25 protein-coding genes, 1 tRNA gene, 1 rRNA gene and 1 pseudogene are annotated in these 19,120 nt (G+C 53.9%); 19 read left to right on the top strand and 9 right to left on the bottom strand.

Translation table 11 applies throughout. The features are described from left to right. Positions 1-118: 118 nt before the first annotated feature. The 5 genes and pseudogenes from VI234_RS20435 (at position 119) to VI234_RS20415 (ending at position 2,682) form a co-directional block, all read left to right on the top strand. A complete protein-coding gene (locus VI234_RS20435; RefSeq protein ID WP_336331113.1) occupies positions 119-919 on the top strand; it encodes a hypothetical protein in 801 nt (266 codons plus the stop codon). A gap of 88 nt (positions 920-1,007) precedes the next feature. Then, a complete protein-coding gene (locus VI234_RS20430) occupies positions 1,008-1,298 on the top strand; it encodes a PD-(D/E)XK nuclease family protein (RefSeq protein WP_336331115.1) in 291 nt (96 codons plus the stop codon). A 158-nt stretch (positions 1,299-1,456) separates the two neighbouring features. Then, positions 1,457-1,762: a toxin-antitoxin system TumE family protein gene (locus VI234_RS20425; protein WP_336331112.1), complete on the top strand. Its 306-nt coding sequence runs from the start codon at positions 1,457-1,459 to the stop codon at positions 1,760-1,762. A gap of 23 nt (positions 1,763-1,785) precedes the next feature. Then, positions 1,786-2,190 carry an HVO_A0114 family putative DNA-binding protein gene (locus VI234_RS20420; RefSeq protein WP_336331111.1) on the top strand — a complete coding sequence of 135 codons (405 nt, stop codon included), beginning with the start codon at positions 1,786-1,788 and terminating at the stop codon, positions 2,188-2,190. A gap of 60 nt (positions 2,191-2,250) precedes the next feature. Beyond that, positions 2,251-2,682: pseudogene (locus VI234_RS20415) on the top strand (recombinase family protein). 183 nt (positions 2,683-2,865) lie between these two features. On the opposite strand, the gene VI234_RS20410 reads toward VI234_RS20415, so the two are convergent. Then, positions 2,866-3,069, bottom strand: a complete 204-nt coding sequence (locus VI234_RS20410) for a hypothetical protein (RefSeq protein ID WP_336331110.1) — start codon at positions 3,067-3,069, stop codon at positions 2,866-2,868. 202 nt (positions 3,070-3,271) lie between these two features. Here VI234_RS20410 and VI234_RS20405 point away from each other — a divergent pair, with 202 nt between their 5' ends. Both VI234_RS20405 and VI234_RS20400 read left to right on the top strand, forming a co-directional pair. After that, positions 3,272-4,783 (top strand): ATPase domain-containing protein, encoded by a 1,512-nt coding sequence (locus tag VI234_RS20405; protein ID WP_336331109.1) that lies wholly within the window; start codon positions 3,272-3,274, stop codon positions 4,781-4,783. Beyond that, positions 4,719-5,705: a hypothetical protein gene (locus VI234_RS20400; RefSeq protein ID WP_336331108.1), complete on the top strand. Its 987-nt coding sequence runs from the start codon at positions 4,719-4,721 to the stop codon at positions 5,703-5,705. Before VI234_RS20405 ends, VI234_RS20400 begins: the two co-directional genes overlap by 65 nt. A 512-nt stretch (positions 5,706-6,217) precedes the next feature. Here the strand turns inward: VI234_RS20400 and VI234_RS20395 are convergent. After that, positions 6,218-6,391, bottom strand: a complete 174-nt coding sequence (locus VI234_RS20395) for a DUF5786 family protein (RefSeq protein ID WP_336331107.1) — start codon at positions 6,389-6,391, stop codon at positions 6,218-6,220. A 133-nt stretch (positions 6,392-6,524) separates the two neighbouring features. On the opposite strand from VI234_RS20395, the gene VI234_RS20390 reads away from it, so the two are divergent. Continuing rightward, positions 6,525-6,599 (top strand) — tRNA-Met (locus VI234_RS20390). A 36-nt stretch (positions 6,600-6,635) separates the two neighbouring features. Here the strand turns inward: VI234_RS20390 and VI234_RS20385 are convergent. Both VI234_RS20385 and VI234_RS20380 read right to left on the bottom strand, forming a co-directional pair. Beyond that, positions 6,636-6,977 carry a DUF7510 family protein gene (locus VI234_RS20385; RefSeq protein ID WP_336331106.1) on the bottom strand — a complete coding sequence of 114 codons (342 nt, stop codon included), beginning with the start codon at positions 6,975-6,977 and terminating at the stop codon, positions 6,636-6,638. A 189-nt stretch (positions 6,978-7,166) separates the two neighbouring features. Beyond that, on the bottom strand, positions 7,167-7,673 hold the full coding sequence (locus tag VI234_RS20380; protein WP_336331105.1) for a macro domain-containing protein: 507 nt from the start codon (positions 7,671-7,673) through the stop codon (positions 7,167-7,169). Between the two features lie 229 nt (positions 7,674-7,902). On the opposite strand from VI234_RS20380, the gene VI234_RS20375 reads away from it, so the two are divergent. From VI234_RS20375 to VI234_RS20355, 5 genes are all read left to right on the top strand, one after another. Beyond that, the gene (locus VI234_RS20375; RefSeq protein WP_336331104.1) at positions 7,903-8,790 is read left to right on the top strand and encodes a hydroxyacid dehydrogenase; all 888 of its coding nucleotides are present in this window, start codon (positions 7,903-7,905) and stop codon (positions 8,788-8,790) included. A 174-nt stretch (positions 8,791-8,964) separates the two neighbouring features. Continuing rightward, the gene (locus VI234_RS20370; RefSeq protein ID WP_336331103.1) at positions 8,965-9,522 is read left to right on the top strand and encodes a TATA-box-binding protein; all 558 of its coding nucleotides are present in this window, start codon (positions 8,965-8,967) and stop codon (positions 9,520-9,522) included. Between the two features lie 92 nt (positions 9,523-9,614). Then, positions 9,615-9,736, top strand: a 5S ribosomal RNA gene (rrf, locus tag VI234_RS20365). A 169-nt stretch (positions 9,737-9,905) separates the two neighbouring features. Continuing rightward, positions 9,906-10,361 carry a YbhB/YbcL family Raf kinase inhibitor-like protein gene (locus VI234_RS20360; protein WP_336331102.1) on the top strand — a complete coding sequence of 152 codons (456 nt, stop codon included), beginning with the start codon at positions 9,906-9,908 and terminating at the stop codon, positions 10,359-10,361. Between the two features lie 70 nt (positions 10,362-10,431). Then, entirely contained in the window at positions 10,432-10,674 is a 243-nt protein-coding gene (locus tag VI234_RS20355; protein WP_336331101.1) for an amphi-Trp domain-containing protein, read from the top strand. An 82-nt stretch (positions 10,675-10,756) separates the two neighbouring features. Here the strand turns inward: VI234_RS20355 and hisI are convergent, their stop codons facing one another. From hisI to VI234_RS20340, 3 genes are all read right to left on the bottom strand, one after another. Next, on the bottom strand, positions 10,757-11,134 hold the full coding sequence (gene hisI, locus VI234_RS20350) for a phosphoribosyl-AMP cyclohydrolase (RefSeq protein WP_336331100.1): 378 nt from the start codon (positions 11,132-11,134) through the stop codon (positions 10,757-10,759). Positions 11,135-11,735: 601 nt separating this feature from the next. Further along, the gene (locus VI234_RS20345; RefSeq protein WP_336331099.1) at positions 11,736-12,887 is read right to left on the bottom strand and encodes a mandelate racemase/muconate lactonizing enzyme family protein; all 1,152 of its coding nucleotides are present in this window, start codon (positions 12,885-12,887) and stop codon (positions 11,736-11,738) included. 447 nt (positions 12,888-13,334) lie between these two features. Continuing rightward, on the bottom strand, positions 13,335-14,090 hold the full coding sequence (locus VI234_RS20340) for an NAD(+)/NADH kinase (protein WP_336331114.1): 756 nt from the start codon (positions 14,088-14,090) through the stop codon (positions 13,335-13,337). A 114-nt stretch (positions 14,091-14,204) separates the two neighbouring features. Here VI234_RS20340 and VI234_RS21425 point away from each other — a divergent pair, with 114 nt between their 5' ends. From VI234_RS21425 to VI234_RS20330, 3 genes are all read left to right on the top strand, one after another. Continuing rightward, positions 14,205-14,345 carry a DUF7557 family protein gene (locus VI234_RS21425; RefSeq protein WP_442905049.1) on the top strand — a complete coding sequence of 47 codons (141 nt, stop codon included), beginning with the start codon at positions 14,205-14,207 and terminating at the stop codon, positions 14,343-14,345. A 142-nt stretch (positions 14,346-14,487) separates the two neighbouring features. Further along, the gene (locus VI234_RS20335; RefSeq protein ID WP_336331098.1) at positions 14,488-15,231 is read left to right on the top strand and encodes an MBL fold metallo-hydrolase; all 744 of its coding nucleotides are present in this window, start codon (positions 14,488-14,490) and stop codon (positions 15,229-15,231) included. Between the two features lie 40 nt (positions 15,232-15,271). Further along, positions 15,272-15,502: a hypothetical protein gene (locus VI234_RS20330; protein ID WP_336331097.1), complete on the top strand. Its 231-nt coding sequence runs from the start codon at positions 15,272-15,274 to the stop codon at positions 15,500-15,502. Between the two features lie 16 nt (positions 15,503-15,518). Here the strand turns inward: VI234_RS20330 and VI234_RS20325 are convergent, their stop codons facing one another. Beyond that, positions 15,519-16,685, bottom strand: a complete 1,167-nt coding sequence (locus VI234_RS20325; protein WP_336331096.1) for a nicotinate phosphoribosyltransferase — start codon at positions 16,683-16,685, stop codon at positions 15,519-15,521. A gap of 185 nt (positions 16,686-16,870) precedes the next feature. Between VI234_RS20325 and VI234_RS20320 the strand changes: the two genes are divergently transcribed. After that, entirely contained in the window at positions 16,871-17,443 is a 573-nt protein-coding gene (locus VI234_RS20320; protein ID WP_336331095.1) for a cysteine hydrolase family protein, read from the top strand. A 24-nt stretch (positions 17,444-17,467) separates the two neighbouring features. Here VI234_RS20320 and VI234_RS20315 read toward each other — a convergent pair whose 3' ends face one another. Continuing rightward, positions 17,468-17,992 carry a macro domain-containing protein gene (locus VI234_RS20315; protein WP_336331094.1) on the bottom strand — a complete coding sequence of 175 codons (525 nt, stop codon included), beginning with the start codon at positions 17,990-17,992 and terminating at the stop codon, positions 17,468-17,470. Between the two features lie 371 nt (positions 17,993-18,363). Between VI234_RS20315 and VI234_RS20310 the strand changes: the two genes are divergently transcribed. Further along, a complete protein-coding gene (locus VI234_RS20310; protein ID WP_336331093.1) occupies positions 18,364-18,615 on the top strand; it encodes a winged helix-turn-helix domain-containing protein in 252 nt (83 codons plus the stop codon). A 115-nt stretch (positions 18,616-18,730) separates the two neighbouring features. Next, the gene (hisE, locus tag VI234_RS20305) at positions 18,731-19,048 is read left to right on the top strand and encodes a phosphoribosyl-ATP diphosphatase (RefSeq protein WP_336331092.1); all 318 of its coding nucleotides are present in this window, start codon (positions 18,731-18,733) and stop codon (positions 19,046-19,048) included. Positions 19,049-19,120: the final 72 nt, after the last annotated feature.

The raw sequence follows: 19,120 nt of genomic DNA, 5'->3' as shown, positions 1-19,120 counted from the left end.
GCCGTATCTCCGAGCCTTTCAGCTCCGCTGTGAACTCTACAGAAAACCAGGTGACGAAGCGCTCAAACATGCTCTCAACGCCGCCCTCTAAAAATCAACAACGTGCTTCACAAGAGCGATGATAGAAACTCCGACAGAGAACACCCTCACAGTCAACGCTACACACCATATGCTTGCAGATCTCGAAGAAGAGTTCACCGGGCCCGCAGCCCTCTCGCCTAATCGGCAGATGGAGAATATATTGGGGTACGACACGAATCTACCGTTGCTCAAATCCGTCGTCTTTCAATACAAGCGGCCGTACACCGTTGAATCGGATTCAGACCGTCGGTTCTCGGTAAACCGTGATCAGTGGCGTACACTGACTTCCCTGTATGAGTACAATCAGGCCTTCTTCGTGTTTCCTGAAGTTGTCGACGCGACGAACTTGGAGCATACTCTTTCCCGCTCGGTCTTCATTGATGTATTCGGGATTCGGAGAAATACGTCAATAGTGTATGTCCCTGAGAATGCGTGTACTGCAGGACGGCCAACCAGTATCAGAGCCAAGATCAATAATGGTGGGCGGTACAGCGTGCCGGATGCGCTGGTGTATGACTGGGAGACGCTCAAAAAATCAGTCAACGCCTGTGAGTACGGACTTCGATTCACCTCTCAGGGGGAATGGACGGACGCATACAGCACGTTCAAGCGACGAGTGAACCGGCTCGTAGATGGGGATATCGAGTGGCTGTCTGATCGGATTCTATCCGTTGTTGAGCGACAACACACCGACGAGGTGCGAATTCCTACCGAGCAACCCGATATCGATCAGCAGTCGCTCAATAGCTATCTCTACAGGCTTGACGAGGAGGGTACTGACCTTTCGACACACGGAATCGGACGTTCACGACAGACTATGCTTGAACGGTCAGAATGATACTCGATAGGTCGAATATCGACCCTTACCCCCTCTAGTGTCCCCGAAGCTTGAGTACTCCGTTGCTTCCTGAGTTGATGGATCACGGATTGTAGGTGATATTGACCGCCTGCTCGTTACTCTTGACAGGTACCAGATCATCAACTACAAGACGAATGGCTTCTCGACAACCTTGACTGCCGAGTTGCCCGACCACTATCGGCCCCAGAAGCCAGCCTATGCGCTGGCTCTTCTCCAGCACGACCCTGACCGAAAGCTGTGTGCATCTCTTCGGTCCACCGACGCCGCTGTCGAAGAAAACTTTGACTGGGATACCAGTGAGTACCCCGAAACCGAGTCTGAGCTGGCTACTATGATTGAGTTGGTGACTGAATCTTGACTTCCTGCAGTAGTGCAGAAAGGTAGTGCTTTCTGCGGTTCGTTCAGAAGCAGGGTAGTTCATATACTCAATTGCTCCTACAGAAAGTCTCAATCTCCCCTCTTATGGACCTGTCTCCATAGGCTTATATCTATGGAGGTAATAACATAGGCTAGCGGATGGCGTCCTACACAACAATCGAAGACTGGCGGGATGTCGAAGACGGCTACGTTGTTGCTGTGACCATCCGACAGACGGACGATCAAAAGTACCCCTGTGGTTGGGATTACAGCCTACATCTCGGCGAGGTTGGTGGTGATACCATCCTTCGATACGACAACGCACACGAACGGACGAAAGGGCACGAGCGCCACACCCAAACCGGTGTTGAAACAATCGATTTCCCTGGGATGCTCACGCTCTACGACCGATTCAAAGAGGAAGCTGAAGAACTGTCGCCCGTCTCATGGGGCTGGTCATCATAGGACGTCTCAAGGAGGGCCACACTATGCCAACACTCAAAGTCACTGTCGGCGAACGCGACCGGTTAGATCAGCGCACTCGTAGTCGCATCAAGGCAGCACAGGAGGGTCAGGAACTCGAAGATGCCCAACCGGTGCTAAATTTCGAATCGTATACCGAACTAAGTCGCCTCCTCAGTCCAAAGAACTTGGAGTTGTTAGAGGCAATCTCAGATCATGGACCTGGGAGCATTCGTGAGGCTGCTGAACTCGTCGACCGAGACTACAAACAGGTCCATCGAAACCTCACTGAACTCGAATCGATTGGTGTTATCGAATTCGAAGGTGGTGGCTCGGGGCAAGCAAAAAAGCCGCTGTTGACCTATGATGGTCTCGAAATCGACATTCCGTTTGCTGGCTCGAACGAAAATATCGGTGCAGCTGTGCCGTGACAGTTACTGGTGTTTTCAAAAGGTGGATAACTTATACACTCGGTTGAGACCGCAAGAAGTATGCCCGAGATCGGCACCTACGCCCGTGTCTCAACGACAGACCAGGGCCCACAACGACAGCTCGACGAACTTCGGGAGTTTGCCGAAGACATATATGACGAGCCAGAGATCCACACCTACGCTGATATCATCAGCGGGACTGAAACTGAACGTGGTGAAGAGTACTAGCGGCTCCGTTCAGATATCGAAGACGGGGCCCTAGACGTCGTCGTTGTCCACGAACTCTCCCGTCTTTCTCGACTTGGCGCCGGCGAAATCCACGAGTTCCTCGAGTTCTGTCTCAGCCACGAAACGGGTATCCAAGATTTAGAAGTCGGACTGAAAATTAGTCTTGAGGATGACCTCGTCGACAGAGCGGTGAGTCAGCTTATCGCCGGTGTGATGGGCGACCTCGCCCGGGTTGAGCACAAACAGAAGCTCCGCCGGATTTAATCAGCTATTGACGCTGCGAAAGAGGCCGGACGATGGACTGGACGGCCGCCAGCTGGCTTCGATGTCAAAGACGGCTATCTCCAGGTCAACGCCGACGAGTTCCTGACGATTCGACGGGCACTCGAACGCGTCGAACAAGGCTATACATACGCTGAAGCGGCTAATGGAACACCTATCGCCGAGTCAACGCTGCGGGCTCTTTACCACGACCGCCGTGACCTCTATTTTTATGCTGAAGCTGAAGACGAGCGGCTCCGAGCCGCTGTACAAGAACTTGAACCACTCGAAAAACCAGATATTCACGATGTTATAAGTTTCCCGGAGCAGGAAATCAGGGCTATTGTTCGCGATGAGATTTGTCGCTGCCAGCGATAGCGATCCAGTCATCTGTGGTCACTTTCTGTTAGGAGTTGTCTCAACTAGTATTTCGATTGCGCATCTGCTGGCAGAGCCGTTGCTGATTCGGTTCTATTGTCCGATTGAAATATCTCTTTTAGTAGCTCATTTCGCCTATATCGCTAGTGTCAGGACTGATAGTGGCGACATCAGTCTTTTAACTGCCTAACCAAACGTGGTAGTAGATTCTCCCATGACAGTCCCCACTGGAAGTGCGACACTCGATAGTATTCTTGATGGTGGACTTCCTGACGGACGGACGGTACTCGTTACTGGTGGGCCGGGGACAGGAAAATCGACACTCGCGATGCAGTTTCTCTCTGAAGGGCTTGCAAGGGGTGAAAACTGTCTGTACATCAGCACCGAACAGACATTTGCGGAACTGAAGGATGCCTTCGAAGCATTTGATTTTGATTTAGAGTCGGACTCACTCACGGTCACTTCTCTCCATGCAACGCCGGGACAGACTGTAGACAATGGCGAACAGAGAGAGCTCACTCTCGAAACGTTAGAGGGTGGGAAGATGCTCGGTGGTGACTATTCCGCCCCCTTCGAGTCAAAATACATCACGCAGTATCTCGAGCGCTTCGCCCCGGCTGATCGGGTGGTTCTTGATTCTGTTTCGGGGCTATCAGCTATTGGGGATGACCAGGACGTCTTTCGCCGTACACTGCTAGATTTCATTCGCCTGCTCAATGACGAGTTTGACGCAACAGCGCTGTTTACCGCCGAGGAGTCACAGCCGGATCTCACACAGCAGGATATCAAGACAGTCGCTGCCAGTGATGCTATTCAATTCAATACCCACGGTGTACTCCGCTTGTGGCGGGAGAATGTTGGTGGCGACTACCATCGGTTCCTCGAGGTTGTGAAGATGCGTGGCGTAGACCACGATACTCGCGTTCACGAGGTATCATTTACCCACGAGGGGCTCCGTGTCGCCCCGAGACTACGGACCCATCCCGGTGAGTTTGTTCCGTCAGACCACATGTCGACAGGCATTCCAGGACTCGACCACCTCATGGGCGGGGGTGTTATCAAAGGTGGAACACTCCTGCTGGAACACGACGGCGAAGCGAGCCCACACTCGATACTGACGAACCTCATGGTCCAAGCCCGTGCAGAAAATATGGCAGTAACGATTGTTCCGCCGGTCGAACTGCCGCCGAAGCGGCTCCGAACCATTATCGACGAACGGGTCGGGGATATGGAAGAGCTGCTTGCTGACGATCAGTTGTTTCTGCTTGACTTTGCGAATATCTGGGAGAACACCAAACGCAACGTCTTCAAGCCACAGGAACACGATAGTGATAATCCCGCTGCAGTCTTCCGGACAATCGACGACCGGCGCGGTGACCAACCGATGTTTAGTATTCTAAATATTGAATCACAGTTGACTGAGCTGACCGAAGACGAACTCCGACAGATGCGGTTCTGGGAGGAAGAAAACCTCTATCGGCCAAACGACACGTCGATGTATCTGTTCAATCCCGGGACCGTCGACGACGAACTCGCGGCCTTCTACGAAAATGGGGCGTGGCAGACTCTAGAAACGTGGGTGACGGACAAAGGCCTCCAGTACATCGAACTCCAGAAATCCCCGAGTGGATTCATGGGATCCACACGTCTCATCGAGTATATTGAGAACAAACCCTACATGCGCGTTCAGGAACCACCGGGCGCTGGAAGCACCCCGTCGAACTGATGCTGCCAGAATAGGGGTTGGCCAATATCAGTTAGTTTTTGAGGGCCACACTCCCTCCGCCGACTGTATGCTGGAGAACATTCCTGATGAATACGAAATTGATCCTGGGACGGATATCGACCGGTTGGCTGAACTGGTTGTCGAACAATATCCGGATGCGGTTGTACACGAAACCGAAGAAGCGATTTTTGCCGATGATGGGCCGATAGACTATCTCGCCTGGATTGCACTCGATGGATACGACCGACACGAATTCTTCTATTACGATACTGAACCAGACAGCGAGACCCTGCAGCGGCTTCTCTCGTGGTCTCCTGACGAAGAGCGGATGCGGCTGTTGAAAGCGTATTTTGTGGCGAACTTCGATACCGTCGAATCGATAGCGAACGCCGCCGTGGTCGAGATTCCGGACCCGTATCTGCCCGGCCCGAAGCCCCGGGCAAACATCGCGTTCTACATGCGGAACGGAGAGGACGAGATCAATATCGGGATGAGCACTGCGCCACCACGGTATCACAACGACATCGTCGAGGACATCGATAAGGTCGTTCCCGCGAAGGACCTCGAAACGTTCGCACGCAACACGGTCCATGCGTTCTATGACGAGCTAAAAACGACTGCTGCACAGCATCTCGTGGAGGGAGACGTCGACGGGTTCCTCGAGGACAGTTCGGACTTCCGCCACCAGACAACCAAACCACTCCCGAAAAACATTCATCCCACATATACGGGCCACGACGCGGATTTATGGCAAAAACCCGTCTCTAAAGAATCGGCTATTCAGGGGTCACAAGGCTTCGTTCAAGTATGGGTACCCGTTGATGGGGACGATGTCGGTTTTGTCACAGTGACCAGTGGAGAGTACGATACAGAGCAGGCGCTTGCAGCTGTTCGGAAGAATATCGAAGCGGCACTGGAGTAAATCTGATACTGATGGTGGAGAGCTACAAGTATACCTTGGGGAATCGTCGGTAAAACTCTCGTACAACGCGAATATGCCTCAGAAAACCGATTGTGAACGCTGCGGTGATTCGTTTGGTACTGGTAAGGTACATATGGAGATAATTTACCAACGACAAGTAACCGAAGACCAGCCGGCTGCAATCAAATTGTGTCCGGACTGTTCTGATGCCTTCGAGAATTTCTTGAGTGAGATGTAGATAGCTTCTAAAGCCTAATTTATCGAATTTCGTGAAATCTCATCTTATCGATCGTTCCAGATATTTTGGGCAGAATGGCTAGACAGCAGACCGGTCCCCGTGAGGGGAGCACCGATCTGGTCCTATGCAGGATAGCGAGGGTACCACGAACCTGGCGGGGTATGCGTGGCACCGACCCTCGGCCGAAATGGCGTCATCGGGCAGTGGACAGTGTTCACCAGCTCCGTAATCCAGTTGTTTGTGTTCCTGAATCCGGACCGGGTTGAATTAGTTCTTATGACTCCTCTCTGATATCTCCGAGTTTATCCAGGAGTTCGTCTGTCGATGCGTCTGTTTCGAATGAGACCTCGCCTTCGTGATCGTTCTCGTGGACTGCAACACCATCGTCCTCGTCAGTGTCCACGTTCTGGTCCTTCTGCTCAGACTCGTCGTAGCTCCCAAAACCCATACTAGTACAAGGACGTTCGTTGTACAAAAAGTGACCGATTAGTCAGAATAATTCAATTTGAGGTTCATTTCTTTGCTGTTACTGACTGCGGTATCGCGAGATATATACGTGTACTATACCCGATGAGACACGTAGCGGGATAGGATAGCTTGGAGATTCCGCTGGGCTCATGACCCGGAGATCGGTGGTTCAAATCCACCTCCCGCTATCTCAGAACAGGTTTTTTCCAGTAACAGAACCTGGACTACCGGAGAAATCGGACGTCAGTCACTGGCTCTGGGTGAACGATGAGATAGCCAGCAGCGGTAGGCTCCATACCCGTTACAGAGGAGGCATCTGGGTGCGTTGAATACGGGCTCTCCTGTGCGCCACTGTGTGGCTCATATGGGCTCTCGTACGCTGAGCCGTCGAACTCTGCAGCTCGGTCGAAATCTTCCGGCGGGAGATAGATTTTTTCGCCGGATTCCGACTGGACGATGACTGCTGTATCGCGGTCGCCCGTGACCTGGATTTCGGTTCGCCCGTTCCCGATTTCCATCTTGAAACTGACCGACTTCTCTGCATCGGTATCTGGAAACTCATCCATATGTAGAGACACACGCTGACTAGATTTAATAACTGGCGCTATCTCAGCAGTTCGAAATGAGAACATTCAATCAGCACGGCAGAGATATTGAATTGTCGCGCGGCAATGACGAATAGTTACCCCACTGAGCCCCTTGTGATGACGCGGGACTCCGAGCCGCCTTCCATGGTTTACGATACTTGAGTCCCATCAGGATTGAAGCCTTTCAGCGATTTTTGTGACAGTCTCGTACTCTTCATTAGAGTACGCAATCACGTTTACATCGGTCAACGATGTCGACTCGTACTGCCAGAGTTCCTCACAGATGAGCTGTGCCCCTGTTTCGAAATCGAACCCGGCAGCACCGGTTCCGAGAATTGGGATGACCAGCGAGCGACACTCTAGCTCTTCAGCCCGGTCCAGTGTATTTCGAGTAGCGGTCCGAATGCTCTCCGGTGTTGCTCGGCCGTCCCCGTAGTGGGGCATCGCAGCCGCGTGGATGACATAGTCGGCAGCTAGATCGTATGCGTCAGTGACTGCGACCCCGCCCAATTCTACTGGTCCTTTCGACATCGCCTCGTCGTTGATCGGGCCGTTCGCTGCCCGCCGCAGTGCGCCGGCAACACCACTACCCATTCTGAGACTTGTTCCGGCCGCGTTGACCAACGCGTCAGCCTCCTGTTGTGCGATATCGCCCTGGATGACTGAGAACTCCATACGCTAACTTCAGCGACATCCATCTAATATTCTGTGTCTGAACAGGTCCGCTAGAATATTGCTATAATTAGCATGAAATAAATAAAAACACCCAAGCGACCAATCTACACCCTTTTTGACTTCCTGCCTGAACGGGATGTATATGCCTGAAACGTGGAATGTGTTGGTTCCAGAACAGATAGATTCGTCCGGACCAGAATCAATTGCTGATTTTGCGAAGTGTACTGGAATGGACGAATACGAGAGTGTCGAGGCTGCGCTCGAAGATATCGGACGGTACGACGCCGTCGTCGTCAGAGTCGCTGAACTCGATGCGGATGTGCTTGCGCAAGCGGATAGATTGCAGATTATCGCGAAACACGGAGCCGGCCTCGACAACGTCGACATCGACGCGGCCTCGGAGCGCGGAATCGTCGTCTGTAACACACCCGGCGCGAACTCGCGGTCCGTCGCAGAACACGCTCTCTCACTCTTGTTTGCCCTCCGGAGAAATCATCGGGGTGCCGATCAGCACGTCCGCGACGGTGGCTGGGAGCGGTCGGCTTATACTGGCCGGGAACTGATGGGAGATACGATCGGCCTGTTCGGATTCGGTGCAATCGCCCGCGAGGTCTCAGACCTGGCCCACGGCCTCGGTCAGAAAGTCATCGTGTACGACCCATACGTCTCCGACGACGACGTTCCAACCCGAGTGGACCGAGTCTCGAACCTCCAGGACCTGTTCGCTCGCTCGGATGCGGTGAGTGTCCATGCACCGCTCACTTCGGAGACAGAGCACGCAATCTCGACAGAGGAACTGGCAGCGCTCGGTGGGCGTGGTGTCCTCATCAACACGGCTCGGGGGGCAATTGTCGATGAAGAAGCGCTTGTCGAGGCACTGCGGACTGATAAACTGGGTGCCGCTGGACTCGATACGTTCGAAGATGAACCTCCGGGAGATGACCATCCGCTGTATGCCAGGGATGACGTCCTCCTGACCCCCCATGTCGGTGGCGTGACTGAGGAAGCGTTAGCTCGGATGAGTCAGCGAGCAGCTACGAATATTCGGACGGTCTATGAGGGTGGTACGCCTTCTTCGACGGTGAATCGGGATGCTGTTGCTATGGAGACGGAGTAGTTCTGAATTCGCTGGGAGCGGAAGTCCACCACACGAATCGAAGCTTCTGATCGAGTAGCGGTTATATCATGGGGGCACATGGGTCAGTGTGCTGCTACGCCAATAACAACGCTCCCAAAACTGGCCGTCGAGAGTTACCCCTATTTTATAAGCCGGCTGCCGACACGTCCATCCATGAGCACGGGTATCGAATCAATCACTACGGAAAACGTTGTTGCAACCGCAGATATCGGAGCCGAACTCGATTTAGACACACTCTCTGGAGATCTGAACACGTCAGAATACGATCCCGACCATTTCCCCGGACTCGTCTATCGAATGGAGGACCCCAAGGCCGTCGCGCTTATTTTCCGGTCCGGAAAAGTAGTCTGTACTGGTGCGACGAGTGCCCCGAACGTCCGGACAGCGATGACCCGGGTCTTCGAAATGCTACAGGAGTTGGGTGTTGAGACTATTTCACCTGACATCGCTATCGTGAATATGGTTTTCAGCGCGAATTTGGGACCGACGCTCAATCTAAATGCAATCGCTATCGGGCTTGGACTCGAGAATATCGAGTACGAACCTGAACAGTTCCCCGGACTCGTCTATCGTCTCGAAGAGCCCGACGTCGTCACACTGCTCTTTGGCAGTGGGAAGCTCGTTATCACGGGCGGGAAGACAGAGAGCGATGCTGAACGCGCGCTGGAGACAATTACCGCTCGCCTCTCCGAACTCGGTCTCCTCGAGTGAGCGGGCTCGGTGAGCTGAACTGCGCTGTATCGCGAGATTTATCCGTGGCATCCCAGTAGAGGGGGATATCACGGTGCATTCCGTGGCAATTCAACGACGGCCACAGCGGTGGGGCACCTCCCGTACCCATCCCGAACACGGACGATAAGCCCACCAGCGTTTCGGTGAGTACTGGAGTGCGCGAGCCTCTGGGAACGTCGATTCGCCGTCTCTACTCATTATGATAGATAGGCGTGGCTCTAACCATCCCCGAGAGTCTGACCCGGAAGTTGCCTCTTCGGTGTTCTGTGACGCTTCTTTCCCGATGATATACTTTTTTGCAGGGCGATAGAATCTCTACGTGTTCTTCGTATCGGGTACGATACGCCGGACGGTGACAACCCATGACAGACCTACGCTTACGAAGTCCAGCGTTCGAAGATGGGGACCAGATTCCGGACCAATTCGGATACACCGCCGAAAACAGTAATCCGCCGCTCGAAATCACGGGTGTTCCAGATGACACTGCTTCACTCGTGTTGCTTGTCGATAACCCAGATTCGAATTCACCGAGCAAAGATGTCTGGAACCACTGGCTCGTATGGGATATCCTGCCGTCTCTGGAAGCAATCCCCGAGGCGTGGAACCCAGAGCAAGCGGTCCAGGGGCAAAACGACTATGCAGAACACGGGTACGGTGGCCCGAACCCAACTGAGCGGGAACAGACCTACCGTTTCCGTCTCTACGCCCTAAACACGACACTTGGGCTCCCATCTACGACGACGAAATCGGAGCTCGTGGATGCAGTACTGGGGAATATCCTCGATAAGACACAGCTAGAGGGACGAGCTGCTCCATAGCCTTGAAATCCGCGCTCCAATTCTGAACTATACCTTAGATATATGATGTTTGGCGACATAATGAGAACTGATGCCAGAAGAAGAACTATTCAAAACCGAGAAACAGGTCTCGAGGACAGAAATCGCCGAGGCGTTACGCGAAGCGGCCGGTCAAATCGATTCGGGGGATGTCACGTTAGTGAGCGACGTGGAAGAACAGCACGTGACTGTTCCGGAGATGCCTCGGTTCGAGATTGAACTCGAACGGCTCACCGATTCAGAAACCGGCGAACAGCGGTACGAACTGGAATACGAAGTTAGGTGGACAGAGTAGTCTTTTTAAAAAGGCATGATCTCTCAGATCGACTGTGGATGAGGATATTTCACGCCATAGGTGATTGTCGACGGCAGCGATACTATTCGTAGACGTCGTCCGGATCAAAAACTTCCTCGCCCACCGTCTCACCGTCGAGTGTCCGATAGAAGCACGAGCGATAGCCGGTGTGGCAGGCGCCACCTTCCTGTTCAATTCGGTAGAGGAGCGCATCTCCGTCACAATCGACACGAATCTCTTCGACTCGTTGAACGTGTCCACTCGACCCACCTTTTTTCCAGAGTTCGTCCCGACTCCGCGAGTAGTAATGTGCTAGACCCGTGTTCTGTGTCTTTGCGAGGGCATCCGCTGAGACATAGACAAGCATCAACACGTCGCCAGTTTCTACATCCTGTGCAACAGCTGGAATAAGACCGTTCTCACCGAATTCGAGTTCGACATCGAGTTGCTCACTGGGCATGCTATCTCGGTTGGTAGCGATAGTGAAACCGTTGTTGCTCCGTTTTCACGTAGAATTGGTCCTTTCTGTAACAAAGACGTTTGCGACAACTCTCACAGAAATATCAACGTGATTTGAAAACCACCTAAAAACCGCCCCCATCATAAACAGTTCACGGTTATTGGTAGCTCTATGAATATCGGTGTCGCACAAGCGTTATTCAATTTCCGGTCGGACGTTGATACAGTATGTCGATACTCCAAAAGATAGCGGGCCTCTTTTCGAATCGGACGGAATCGGCAGAGGGAAAGTATACATATCGATGTGAGGTGTGCGAGGACCAATTCAAATCGACAGAACCTCCACGGCTGGTTCAGTGCCCCGATTGTCTGTCAACACGGATCACGAGGCTTGAAGACTGATAGTCGAATAGAATATATATCGGATAATTAACTATCCCTAGTTTGTTTACCTTCTAAGAAAAATGCTTTGAGAGCATGGGACAGGAAATAATACAATGCCCAGCGTGTGGATGGACTGGGAGTGAATCAAAACTAGAGAAGGACGGTACTGACAGTCAGTGTCCTGCCTGCCAGAACACGATGAAACGACGCTGAGTTGCCTACGGCCGTTTCAACGCGCCTTCTGCGTCGAACAGACTGTGACTGTCTTTGGGCTCACCGGGATACTGCCGCGCCGCCTCGGGGTCGAACTCCACGCCGAGTCCGGGCGAATCCGGCACCTCCATTGTCCCGTCAGAGACCTCGAACTCGTAGTCGAGGATTTCCGCTTCCCACGGGACGTCGCGACTCATGTGCTCTAGAACTTCGAGGTTCTCGATGCCGGCACAGAGATGGAGCGCCGCAGCGGTGCTCACGCCGGCGTTGGGATTGTGCGGTGCGAAGGTCATGTACCGTGACTCCGCGATCGCAGCGGCGTGCTGTAGCTCCTGGAGGCTCCCGTAGTTCGTCACGTCTGGCTGGATGATATCGCAGGCCTGCTTGCGAACGAGTTCTTCCATCGTCTCGTTGTTGTAGATCCGCTCGCCCGTCGCGACGGGCATATTCACGTGTTGCGTGACATCCGCCATCACCTCACGGTCTTCCAGCTCGACAGGCTCTTCGAGGAACATGATGTCGTATTCCTCGAGCGCGTTGGCGACATCGATGGCGCCACGCCGGGTGAAGCGCCCGTGACAGTCCAGCGCGATGCCAACATCCCAGCCGACGGCATCGCGGACAGCCTGGAGGAGTTCGGCCACTTCGTCGACCTGGTCGGTACTCAGCGAGTGCTCGTAATGCGCAAACGGGTCACACTTCAGTGCGGGATACTCCTGTTCCTCGACCGCTTTCTCGGCGTGATGGGCGTAATTCTCCGGGGTTCGCTCACCGATGTGCCACCCATTAGCATAGACGGGAATCTCGTCGTGGACTTTGCCGCCCAAGAGCTTCCAGACGGGTTCCTCGTAGTGTTTCCCGGCGATGTCCCACAGCGCGATGTCGAACGCGGACGCGATCGCGTTGATGAGTTTCCCGTTGCGCCATGCGAAGGGATACCGAGTGAGCCGTCGGTTGATTTTCTTCCGGTTGAGCGGGTCCTCGCCGAGAAGGTAGTGTTTGTGTGCTTCCGCCGTCGCTTCGAGGGCACCCGTCAATCCTTCGCCGCTGAGAGCCTCACCGACACCGGTGATTCCTTCGTCGGTCTGTACTCTGACGAAGAACCAATTTCTCCAGTCGGCGTCGACCACGAAGGTCTCGACGTCAGTAATTTCCATGAATTCCTGTATATCTCGATTAGATTGTGGTAAACCACTATCGGAAACTCTTGGTTTGTTGGAACAGATCTGCTGCTTTTGAGAGAACGATTTGTGGCGGTTGCGAGCCGCGATAGTATACCGGGTATTTGGGGTCGACACCCCGTGTACGAAATGAAATCGAAGACGCACTCGTTCACGGCGGGGCGGAGGTGAGCTGAGTTCCCCTAGAGGCGGCTCAAGGGAATTTAGGCTGCGACAGATTCGGAGCGCCGAGGTTACGGTTTAATTGACTCTGATAAGTCCAGTCATGTTTTACTTCAATCTAGCACCCATAGCGACACCGTCTCGTATTGCGGCTTGCGTTCGGGGAACGAACAGATTGAACGAGGCGACAATAGCGCTCAACGAGATGGGACTCTAGATGGAACGCTATACCTTACTAACTCCTGAGTCACACGGCGAAACTCATCTCTCTGGAACCAGCGGGTCAAGTATCTCGATGGATTCGTCAGTCTGGCGTATCTCGACGGTTTCGCCAACGGCCAGTTCGTATGTCTCTTCAGCGTTATCTCGCGTGAGGGCCGCGCTGGAGGCGTGCTCGGATTCCAGTATTTCGACTTCGACGACGGCGTCCGATGAGAGCACCAGGTAGTCCGGCGTCTCGACTGGCGTATGGATATTGTTGAATGCGACGCCAAGCCCCTCAGAAAACGTTCCATTGGTGATCGACTGATAGTAGGCTGTCGATCCAAATGGCGTCGCTACGAGCACTCCATCACCGACGATTCGGTCAAATTTGTAGTGGTCTCCTCGGTCTTGAATCCGCATCGTGAGCACTGATGCGAGAGTCGGCGACGAATGGTGGAGGCTCACTTCATTTACTGCGGTGAATTCTCCGCGAAGCTGTGTCCCGTCATGGCAGGCGGCAATCTTGCTGTGTTCTCTGATTGTGTACGTATCTTCGTTGGTTCCTGATTCGAGCCTATCGAGCGTCTCTACCAGCTGGTCACTATCGAGCTGTGTCTTGAACCCTTTCGAGCTGCCCGTTCGCACCGGTAGGATCGTCGGATCGGAACAGGCTCTTGCAGCGTGGAGAATTGTCCCGTCACCGCCAAGCGTGATGACGATTGCGTCGGATTCGTACTCATCGACGATATCGAATCCCTGTTCCTCGAGTGTGGTCTCCCACTCTTTCTGTTGGGTTTCGTCATTCGAGATCACGTAATAGCGCACGGATAGTCCTCTTGTTCTTACGCAACCGAGGTTTTGTAGGTGTCCGTTCGGTCGCTGTTGTGTCGAGAGAGTTTTTATTGTCTCCTCGGTTATCGAGAGATGATGCCCGAAATCGCAGTCGATGAAGAAACAGTTGAGCGACTTGATACACTTCGAATTGAGGACGAAAGCTACGACGAAATCATCAACGAACTTATTAACATCTACAGAACTGAGGAACTGACGCTCTTCAAAACTGAATAATCCAATCGAAGGCCCAGGTGGTGGCTGTTTTGACACGCTTTTCGCGAAGCCACGGTGTACCTGACTGAAGGTCAGAAGATCTAGAATGTGCTTTCCGTCTCACCGTTCCCACTTTTTTCGCTGCGCGTGAGAATATCTCTGTATGAACCTCACGCTACTCGGAACTGGGAGTGCAGTGCCGACTGGCGATCGGTATCAGACCGGACTCGTCGTTGAGGCAGACTCACGTTCGACTCCGTTATTAATCGATTGCGGTGCTGGTACGCTTCATCGACTCGCCCAAGCTGGCTTCGATATCACTTGCTTCGACACTATTCTACTGACTCACCATCACTTAGATCACGTTGCGGATCTTCCCTCCTTGCTCAAAGCCCGATGGCTACAGGATGCGTCGACCTGCACCATTGTTGGTCCGCCCGACACGCGGGAGTACCTGTCAGGGTTTCTCAATATTGATCAACTCCTGGAGCGTCTGGACGTGACCGTTCGAGAAAATGATTTGTCGCAGTTCACGCTGTGCGGGTTCGACATTGAGACCTGCGAGACGATCCATTCTGCAGCGGGATTCGCGTATCGGATTGATGGGGAGTTTACTTTCAGCGGCGATACAGAAGCGTCGGAGTCAGTCGCCCGCTTCGCCGATGGTTCGAGTGTCCTCGTCCACGATTGCGCGTACTACGATGAGGAGGACACGAATCACGCGACCCCGCACGAGCTTGGTCAGACGCTTGCTGACGTGGATATTGATGAGCTCTATCTGACCCACTTCTATCCGGATGCGGCTGCCAACGCTGATGCGATGCGGCGGATTGTGAGTGAATACGTGACTGCAACTGTTCATATCCCTGCGGACCTGGAGACGATCCAGATTCAATCATCAGAGTAACCTGCGTAATCTCTTCCGTGAGCGCGGGGTAGGTTTAGATATGAGCGACGATGTCCCGGATCAAGAGACTGCGATAGAACTCGCGAAAGAATATGCTGATAGTGAGTGTGTCGGTCGGTTCGGTGACGTTACTGATGTCGAAGAACGAGACACGGAGTGGCGAATCGAATTTGAGACCCACACGCTCTCCGATACGCATACACATCGCGTCAGGATCACCAAATCCGTCGGGAACGTGATCACACACAACCGAGCAAGCCGCTTCGAATGAGTTCGGTATCCCGAGTCTATGCCGTTTCTTCATCGATCCTCGGGAATCCCGTTCTATCGACATCGACGCGTGCATGTTCGATAGCGGTATCGAGATCGAAGTCCCGAACGACTTCTCCATCGCGGATGAGGGGTTCGAGCAGTGCGTCGCCGTTGGGGGATTCGTCCTGAGATGCCAGCGTGATGTGGTGGCCCCCGTCGTCCGTTCGATACACCTGCTTTTTACCGGATAGCTTTCCCCGCTTCGCGGTCAGTTCTCCCTCGACTTCGACGATGTCCAGCGCGAAGTCAACCGGGTCGGCATTACTGATGTAGCCGCCGACACCAAACCCGTCTACGACGTCCCGCAATTCGCGCATCTTCTCGGGCGTAATGCCACCGCTGGCGAAGACGTCGACATCCTCGTAACCGTTCGCGTCCAGCTCCCACTGGACCTCTCGAACGATATGGCGGAAGTCACCGCGTCGTGAACTCGTCGTATCGAGCCGGACGCTGTCGAGTGCGTCGCCGAGCGCTTCCGCCGCGCGACGGACTTCGTCGACCTCGTCGGAGTACGTATCGCAGAGTGTGGCACGCGGGACGTCCTTATCGACTGCCGCATCGAAAGCTTGCCAAGCCTCCTCTTGATTCCCTCTCCCGAAACAGATCATCAGTGCGTGAGGCATCGTTCCACTAGCTTCTCGTTCGATGACGTCGCCGGCAGCGACGTGAGAAAAGCCGTCGAGATCGGCTAGGAGTGCCGACCGTTCGACAACGGCGGCGATCGACGGGTGGACGTGTCGGGTTCCGAAACTCAGGACAAGCGAATCGGGAGCCGCGCGGCGAGCACGCAGCGCGTTCGTCGCAATCCCCGAGGCGTGTGAGAGAAAGCCCAGTAGCGCTGTTTCGTACCGGGCGAAATCGAGGTAGTTCCCCTCGATCTGGACCACGGGACCGCCATCGAAGAGCGTACCCTCCGGGAGTGCATCCACGTCGATGGGCAATCCCTCGAGGAGGTGGGCCGCGTCTTTTATGCCGGCGAGGAGTTCGAACTGGCCGGTCGGGAACTGGTCGGCCGTGATTTCGGCGACAACCTGTGGATTCCGGTCTGCATATTCGAGTGTCTCGACTGTCCGGTCGAAGTAGGCGTCGGTCGCATCTCCTGACTTGATCGTCTCTGGTGGAATGATATCGAACTGGCTCATAGCAGTCACCTATCTAGAGCCTCCGCGTGTCACGGTGATTTCACCGGGAGCCGATGAGGCCCGGCCGTATGATACCTCACACCTATCTGAACAAAAACCTTGTACAACTCCCGACGTTGTAGCCGATATTCTTCACAATCCGATTCGACACAATATCTATCTTTGACGAGTCGAATCGTTCGCATATGGCGTACAATCCAGAGAGCACTGCGATAATCGTCGTGGACATGCAGAACGGATTCTGTCACCCCGACGGCAGTCTGTATGCGCCGGCGAGTGAGGAGGCGATCGAGCCCGTGAACGAGGTTATCCAGGCGGGTCGCGACGCCGGTGCATCGATCGTCTTCACGCGTGATGTTCATCCGCCCGAACAGTTCGATGATGCCCACTACTACGACGAGTTCGAACGCTGGGGCGAGCATGTCGTTGAAGGGACGTGGGATGCGGAACTCGTCGACGACCTTGCTGTGCGAGACGAGGACCACGTCGTCGTCAAGCACACTTACGATGCGTTCTATCGGACTGATCTCGAGGGCCATCTCGATACACACGGGATTGATGATTTACTCATCTGCGGGACGCTCGCGAACGTCTGTGTCCTCCACACGGCCGGGAGCGCAGGGCTCCGCGATTACCGACCGGTCGTCGTGCAGGATGCGCTCGGCTTCATCGAAGAGGACCACCGCGAGTACGCCGTCGAGCACGCTGACTGGCTGTTCGGTGAAACTATCGACCGCACCGATATCGAATTTCGGTAGCAAATCTCTGATATCATCCGTCTCTCAGTCGACCGCCTCGGGATGTTGCTGGTCGTTCAGGATCCGTCGTATGATGTCTCGCTCTCGGTCTGAGTAGGCGATAACACGAACGTCTTCGAGTGTCGTCGGTTGGTACGTCCGGATCTCGTCGCAGATGAGTGATGCGCCTTCGCGCGTGTGGAATCCGCCGGATCCACAGCCAAGTAGTGGCAGTACCAGCGATTCGCAGTCGAGATCATCGGCCGTTTCGAGGGAATTTCGAGTGGCCTCGCGGATACTCTCGGCAGTTGCGATTGGATGCGGGCCTGAATGGGACATCGCAGCTGCGTGGATTACATAGTCGGCATCGAGATCGTACGCATCCGTGACGACGGCTGCTCCCAGTTCGACTGGTCCACGAGCGACTGCGGCGCGTTCGAGTGGCCCGTTTGCTCCATCGAGTAACGCGCCGGCAACGCCACTTCCCATCTTGAGCGAGGTCCCCGCAGCGTTCACCAGTGCGTCCGCCTCTTGTTGAGCAATGTCGCCCTGGAGGACGCGAAAGTCCATCTGAATCTGAGAATATAGATCGGAGAGCTATAGTAGCCATTGACATTCAATGCACATCCGGTCGCACGACGTCGGTGCGATCGATGTGTAAATCGTTTCAATTGTTACTATAGCGACTGCGGTCCGACTCTCTGTTACGGAGAGTCCGTCTCGAAGACATCTAATTGCTGTTGATCACGGATAGTCACGCTCTCTGGAGTGCGTTCGCTCATTCGCTTGATCAGCTCTGAGAGAGACATACCCTACCTTGGTTCTCCAGATAAATAAATTTGTTTACAAATAATGTGGTTAATATGCACTTCACGCAAGGCAGATCACGTATCACAGATTACTTTCAAGTGGGTATCCTAACCAGAATTGAACTGTTCGATATGCCGGCCTGTGACACGGAGGACGTTTCCGATCTGGCGCCGAGTGCCAAGCTCGTCTACAAGGTTCTCGAGTACAACGGCAAACTGACCCAGAAACAGATCGCCCAGAAATCCCGATTGTCTCCACGGACGGTACGGTATGCACTAAACGAACTCGAATCCGCCGGCGTCGTCGAGGACGATATTTATTTTGCTGATGCTCGACAGCGCCTCTATCAGCTCACCGAGTCGGATATTGCTGGACCGGAGTAGATCCCTTCGGATATTCTGTCTTGGATATGTCTTGGAGGGAAGCGGATATCGAAACATCTCTTGTAGCGCGGTGACCCATGTTCAGTATGAGACTCGTATCCGGGGTGGTGCTTTCGTGACCGAAGACGTACTCGACGAACTGTTTGCGATCATCGAGGACCGAAAAGAGACTCTTCCTGACGGTTCCTATACGACGTCGCTGTTCACCCACGAAAAGGGAGACAACGCCGTCCTCGAGAAGTTAGGTGAAGAAACGACTGAACTCGTCTTGGCCGCAAAAGACGAAAATACCGACGAGATTGCTGCCGAGAGCGCTGATCTCGTCTATCATCTGCTAGTACTCCTGTCGATGTGCGATCTCACACTGGACGATCTTCGAGCCGAACTCAGTCGATCACATCGAAAGCCCACAAACCCTTCCAGTAGAGCTTGAATCTGTGTTTTCGATGCGTGGCTAGTTCTCGAAGTGAGACGAACGGTAAGTTTCGGCGGTGAGGAGTCGCTG

The sequence above is a fragment of the Haloarcula sp. CGMCC 1.2071 genome, assembly GCF_037078445.1.
Classification (GTDB): Archaea; Halobacteriota; Halobacteria; order Halobacteriales; family Haloarculaceae; genus Haloarcula; species Haloarcula amylolytica.
The sequence above is the reverse complement of the archived record's forward strand: the minus strand, read 5'-3'. Positions and strand labels throughout refer to the sequence as shown.

Excerpts from the sequence above, each read along its gene's own strand:
- VI234_RS20405 (WP_336331109.1), top strand. The coding sequence starts at position 3,272 with ATGACAGTCCCCACTGGAAGTGCGACACTCGATAGTATTCTTGATGGT.
- VI234_RS20360 (WP_336331102.1), top strand. The coding sequence starts at position 9,906 with ATGACAGACCTACGCTTACGAAGTCCAGCGTTCGAAGATGGGGACCAG.
- VI234_RS20335 (WP_336331098.1), top strand. The coding sequence starts at position 14,488 with ATGAACCTCACGCTACTCGGAACTGGGAGTGCAGTGCCGACTGGCGAT.
- VI234_RS20385 (WP_336331106.1), bottom strand. The coding sequence starts at position 6,977 with ATGGATGAGTTTCCAGATACCGATGCAGAGAAGTCGGTCAGTTTCAAG.
- VI234_RS20370 (WP_336331103.1), top strand. The coding sequence starts at position 8,965 with ATGAGCACGGGTATCGAATCAATCACTACGGAAAACGTTGTTGCAACC.
- VI234_RS20410 (WP_336331110.1), bottom strand. The coding sequence starts at position 3,069 with ATGACTGGATCGCTATCGCTGGCAGCGACAAATCTCATCGCGAACAAT.
- VI234_RS20355 (WP_336331101.1), top strand. The coding sequence starts at position 10,432 with ATGCCAGAAGAAGAACTATTCAAAACCGAGAAACAGGTCTCGAGGACA.
- VI234_RS20315 (WP_336331094.1), bottom strand. The coding sequence starts at position 17,992 with ATGGACTTTCGCGTCCTCCAGGGCGACATTGCTCAACAAGAGGCGGAC.
- VI234_RS21425 (WP_442905049.1), top strand. The coding sequence starts at position 14,205 with ATGCCCGAAATCGCAGTCGATGAAGAAACAGTTGAGCGACTTGATACA.
- VI234_RS20320 (WP_336331095.1), top strand. The coding sequence starts at position 16,871 with ATGGCGTACAATCCAGAGAGCACTGCGATAATCGTCGTGGACATGCAG.
- VI234_RS20345 (WP_336331099.1), bottom strand. The coding sequence starts at position 12,887 with ATGGAAATTACTGACGTCGAGACCTTCGTGGTCGACGCCGACTGGAGA.
- hisI (WP_336331100.1), bottom strand. The coding sequence starts at position 11,134 with ATGCCCAGTGAGCAACTCGATGTCGAACTCGAATTCGGTGAGAACGGT.
- VI234_RS20330 (WP_336331097.1), top strand. The coding sequence starts at position 15,272 with ATGAGCGACGATGTCCCGGATCAAGAGACTGCGATAGAACTCGCGAAA.
- VI234_RS20325 (WP_336331096.1), bottom strand. The coding sequence starts at position 16,685 with ATGAGCCAGTTCGATATCATTCCACCAGAGACGATCAAGTCAGGAGAT.
- VI234_RS20395 (WP_336331107.1), bottom strand. The coding sequence starts at position 6,391 with ATGGGTTTTGGGAGCTACGACGAGTCTGAGCAGAAGGACCAGAACGTG.
- VI234_RS20375 (WP_336331104.1), top strand. The coding sequence starts at position 7,903 with ATGGACGAATACGAGAGTGTCGAGGCTGCGCTCGAAGATATCGGACGG.
- VI234_RS20425 (WP_336331112.1), top strand. The coding sequence starts at position 1,457 with ATGGCGTCCTACACAACAATCGAAGACTGGCGGGATGTCGAAGACGGC.
- VI234_RS20380 (WP_336331105.1), bottom strand. The coding sequence starts at position 7,673 with ATGGAGTTCTCAGTCATCCAGGGCGATATCGCACAACAGGAGGCTGAC.
- VI234_RS20420 (WP_336331111.1), top strand. The coding sequence starts at position 1,786 with ATGCCAACACTCAAAGTCACTGTCGGCGAACGCGACCGGTTAGATCAG.
- VI234_RS20310 (WP_336331093.1), top strand. The coding sequence starts at position 18,364 with ATGCCGGCCTGTGACACGGAGGACGTTTCCGATCTGGCGCCGAGTGCC.
- VI234_RS20435 (WP_336331113.1), top strand. The coding sequence starts at position 119 with ATGATAGAAACTCCGACAGAGAACACCCTCACAGTCAACGCTACACAC.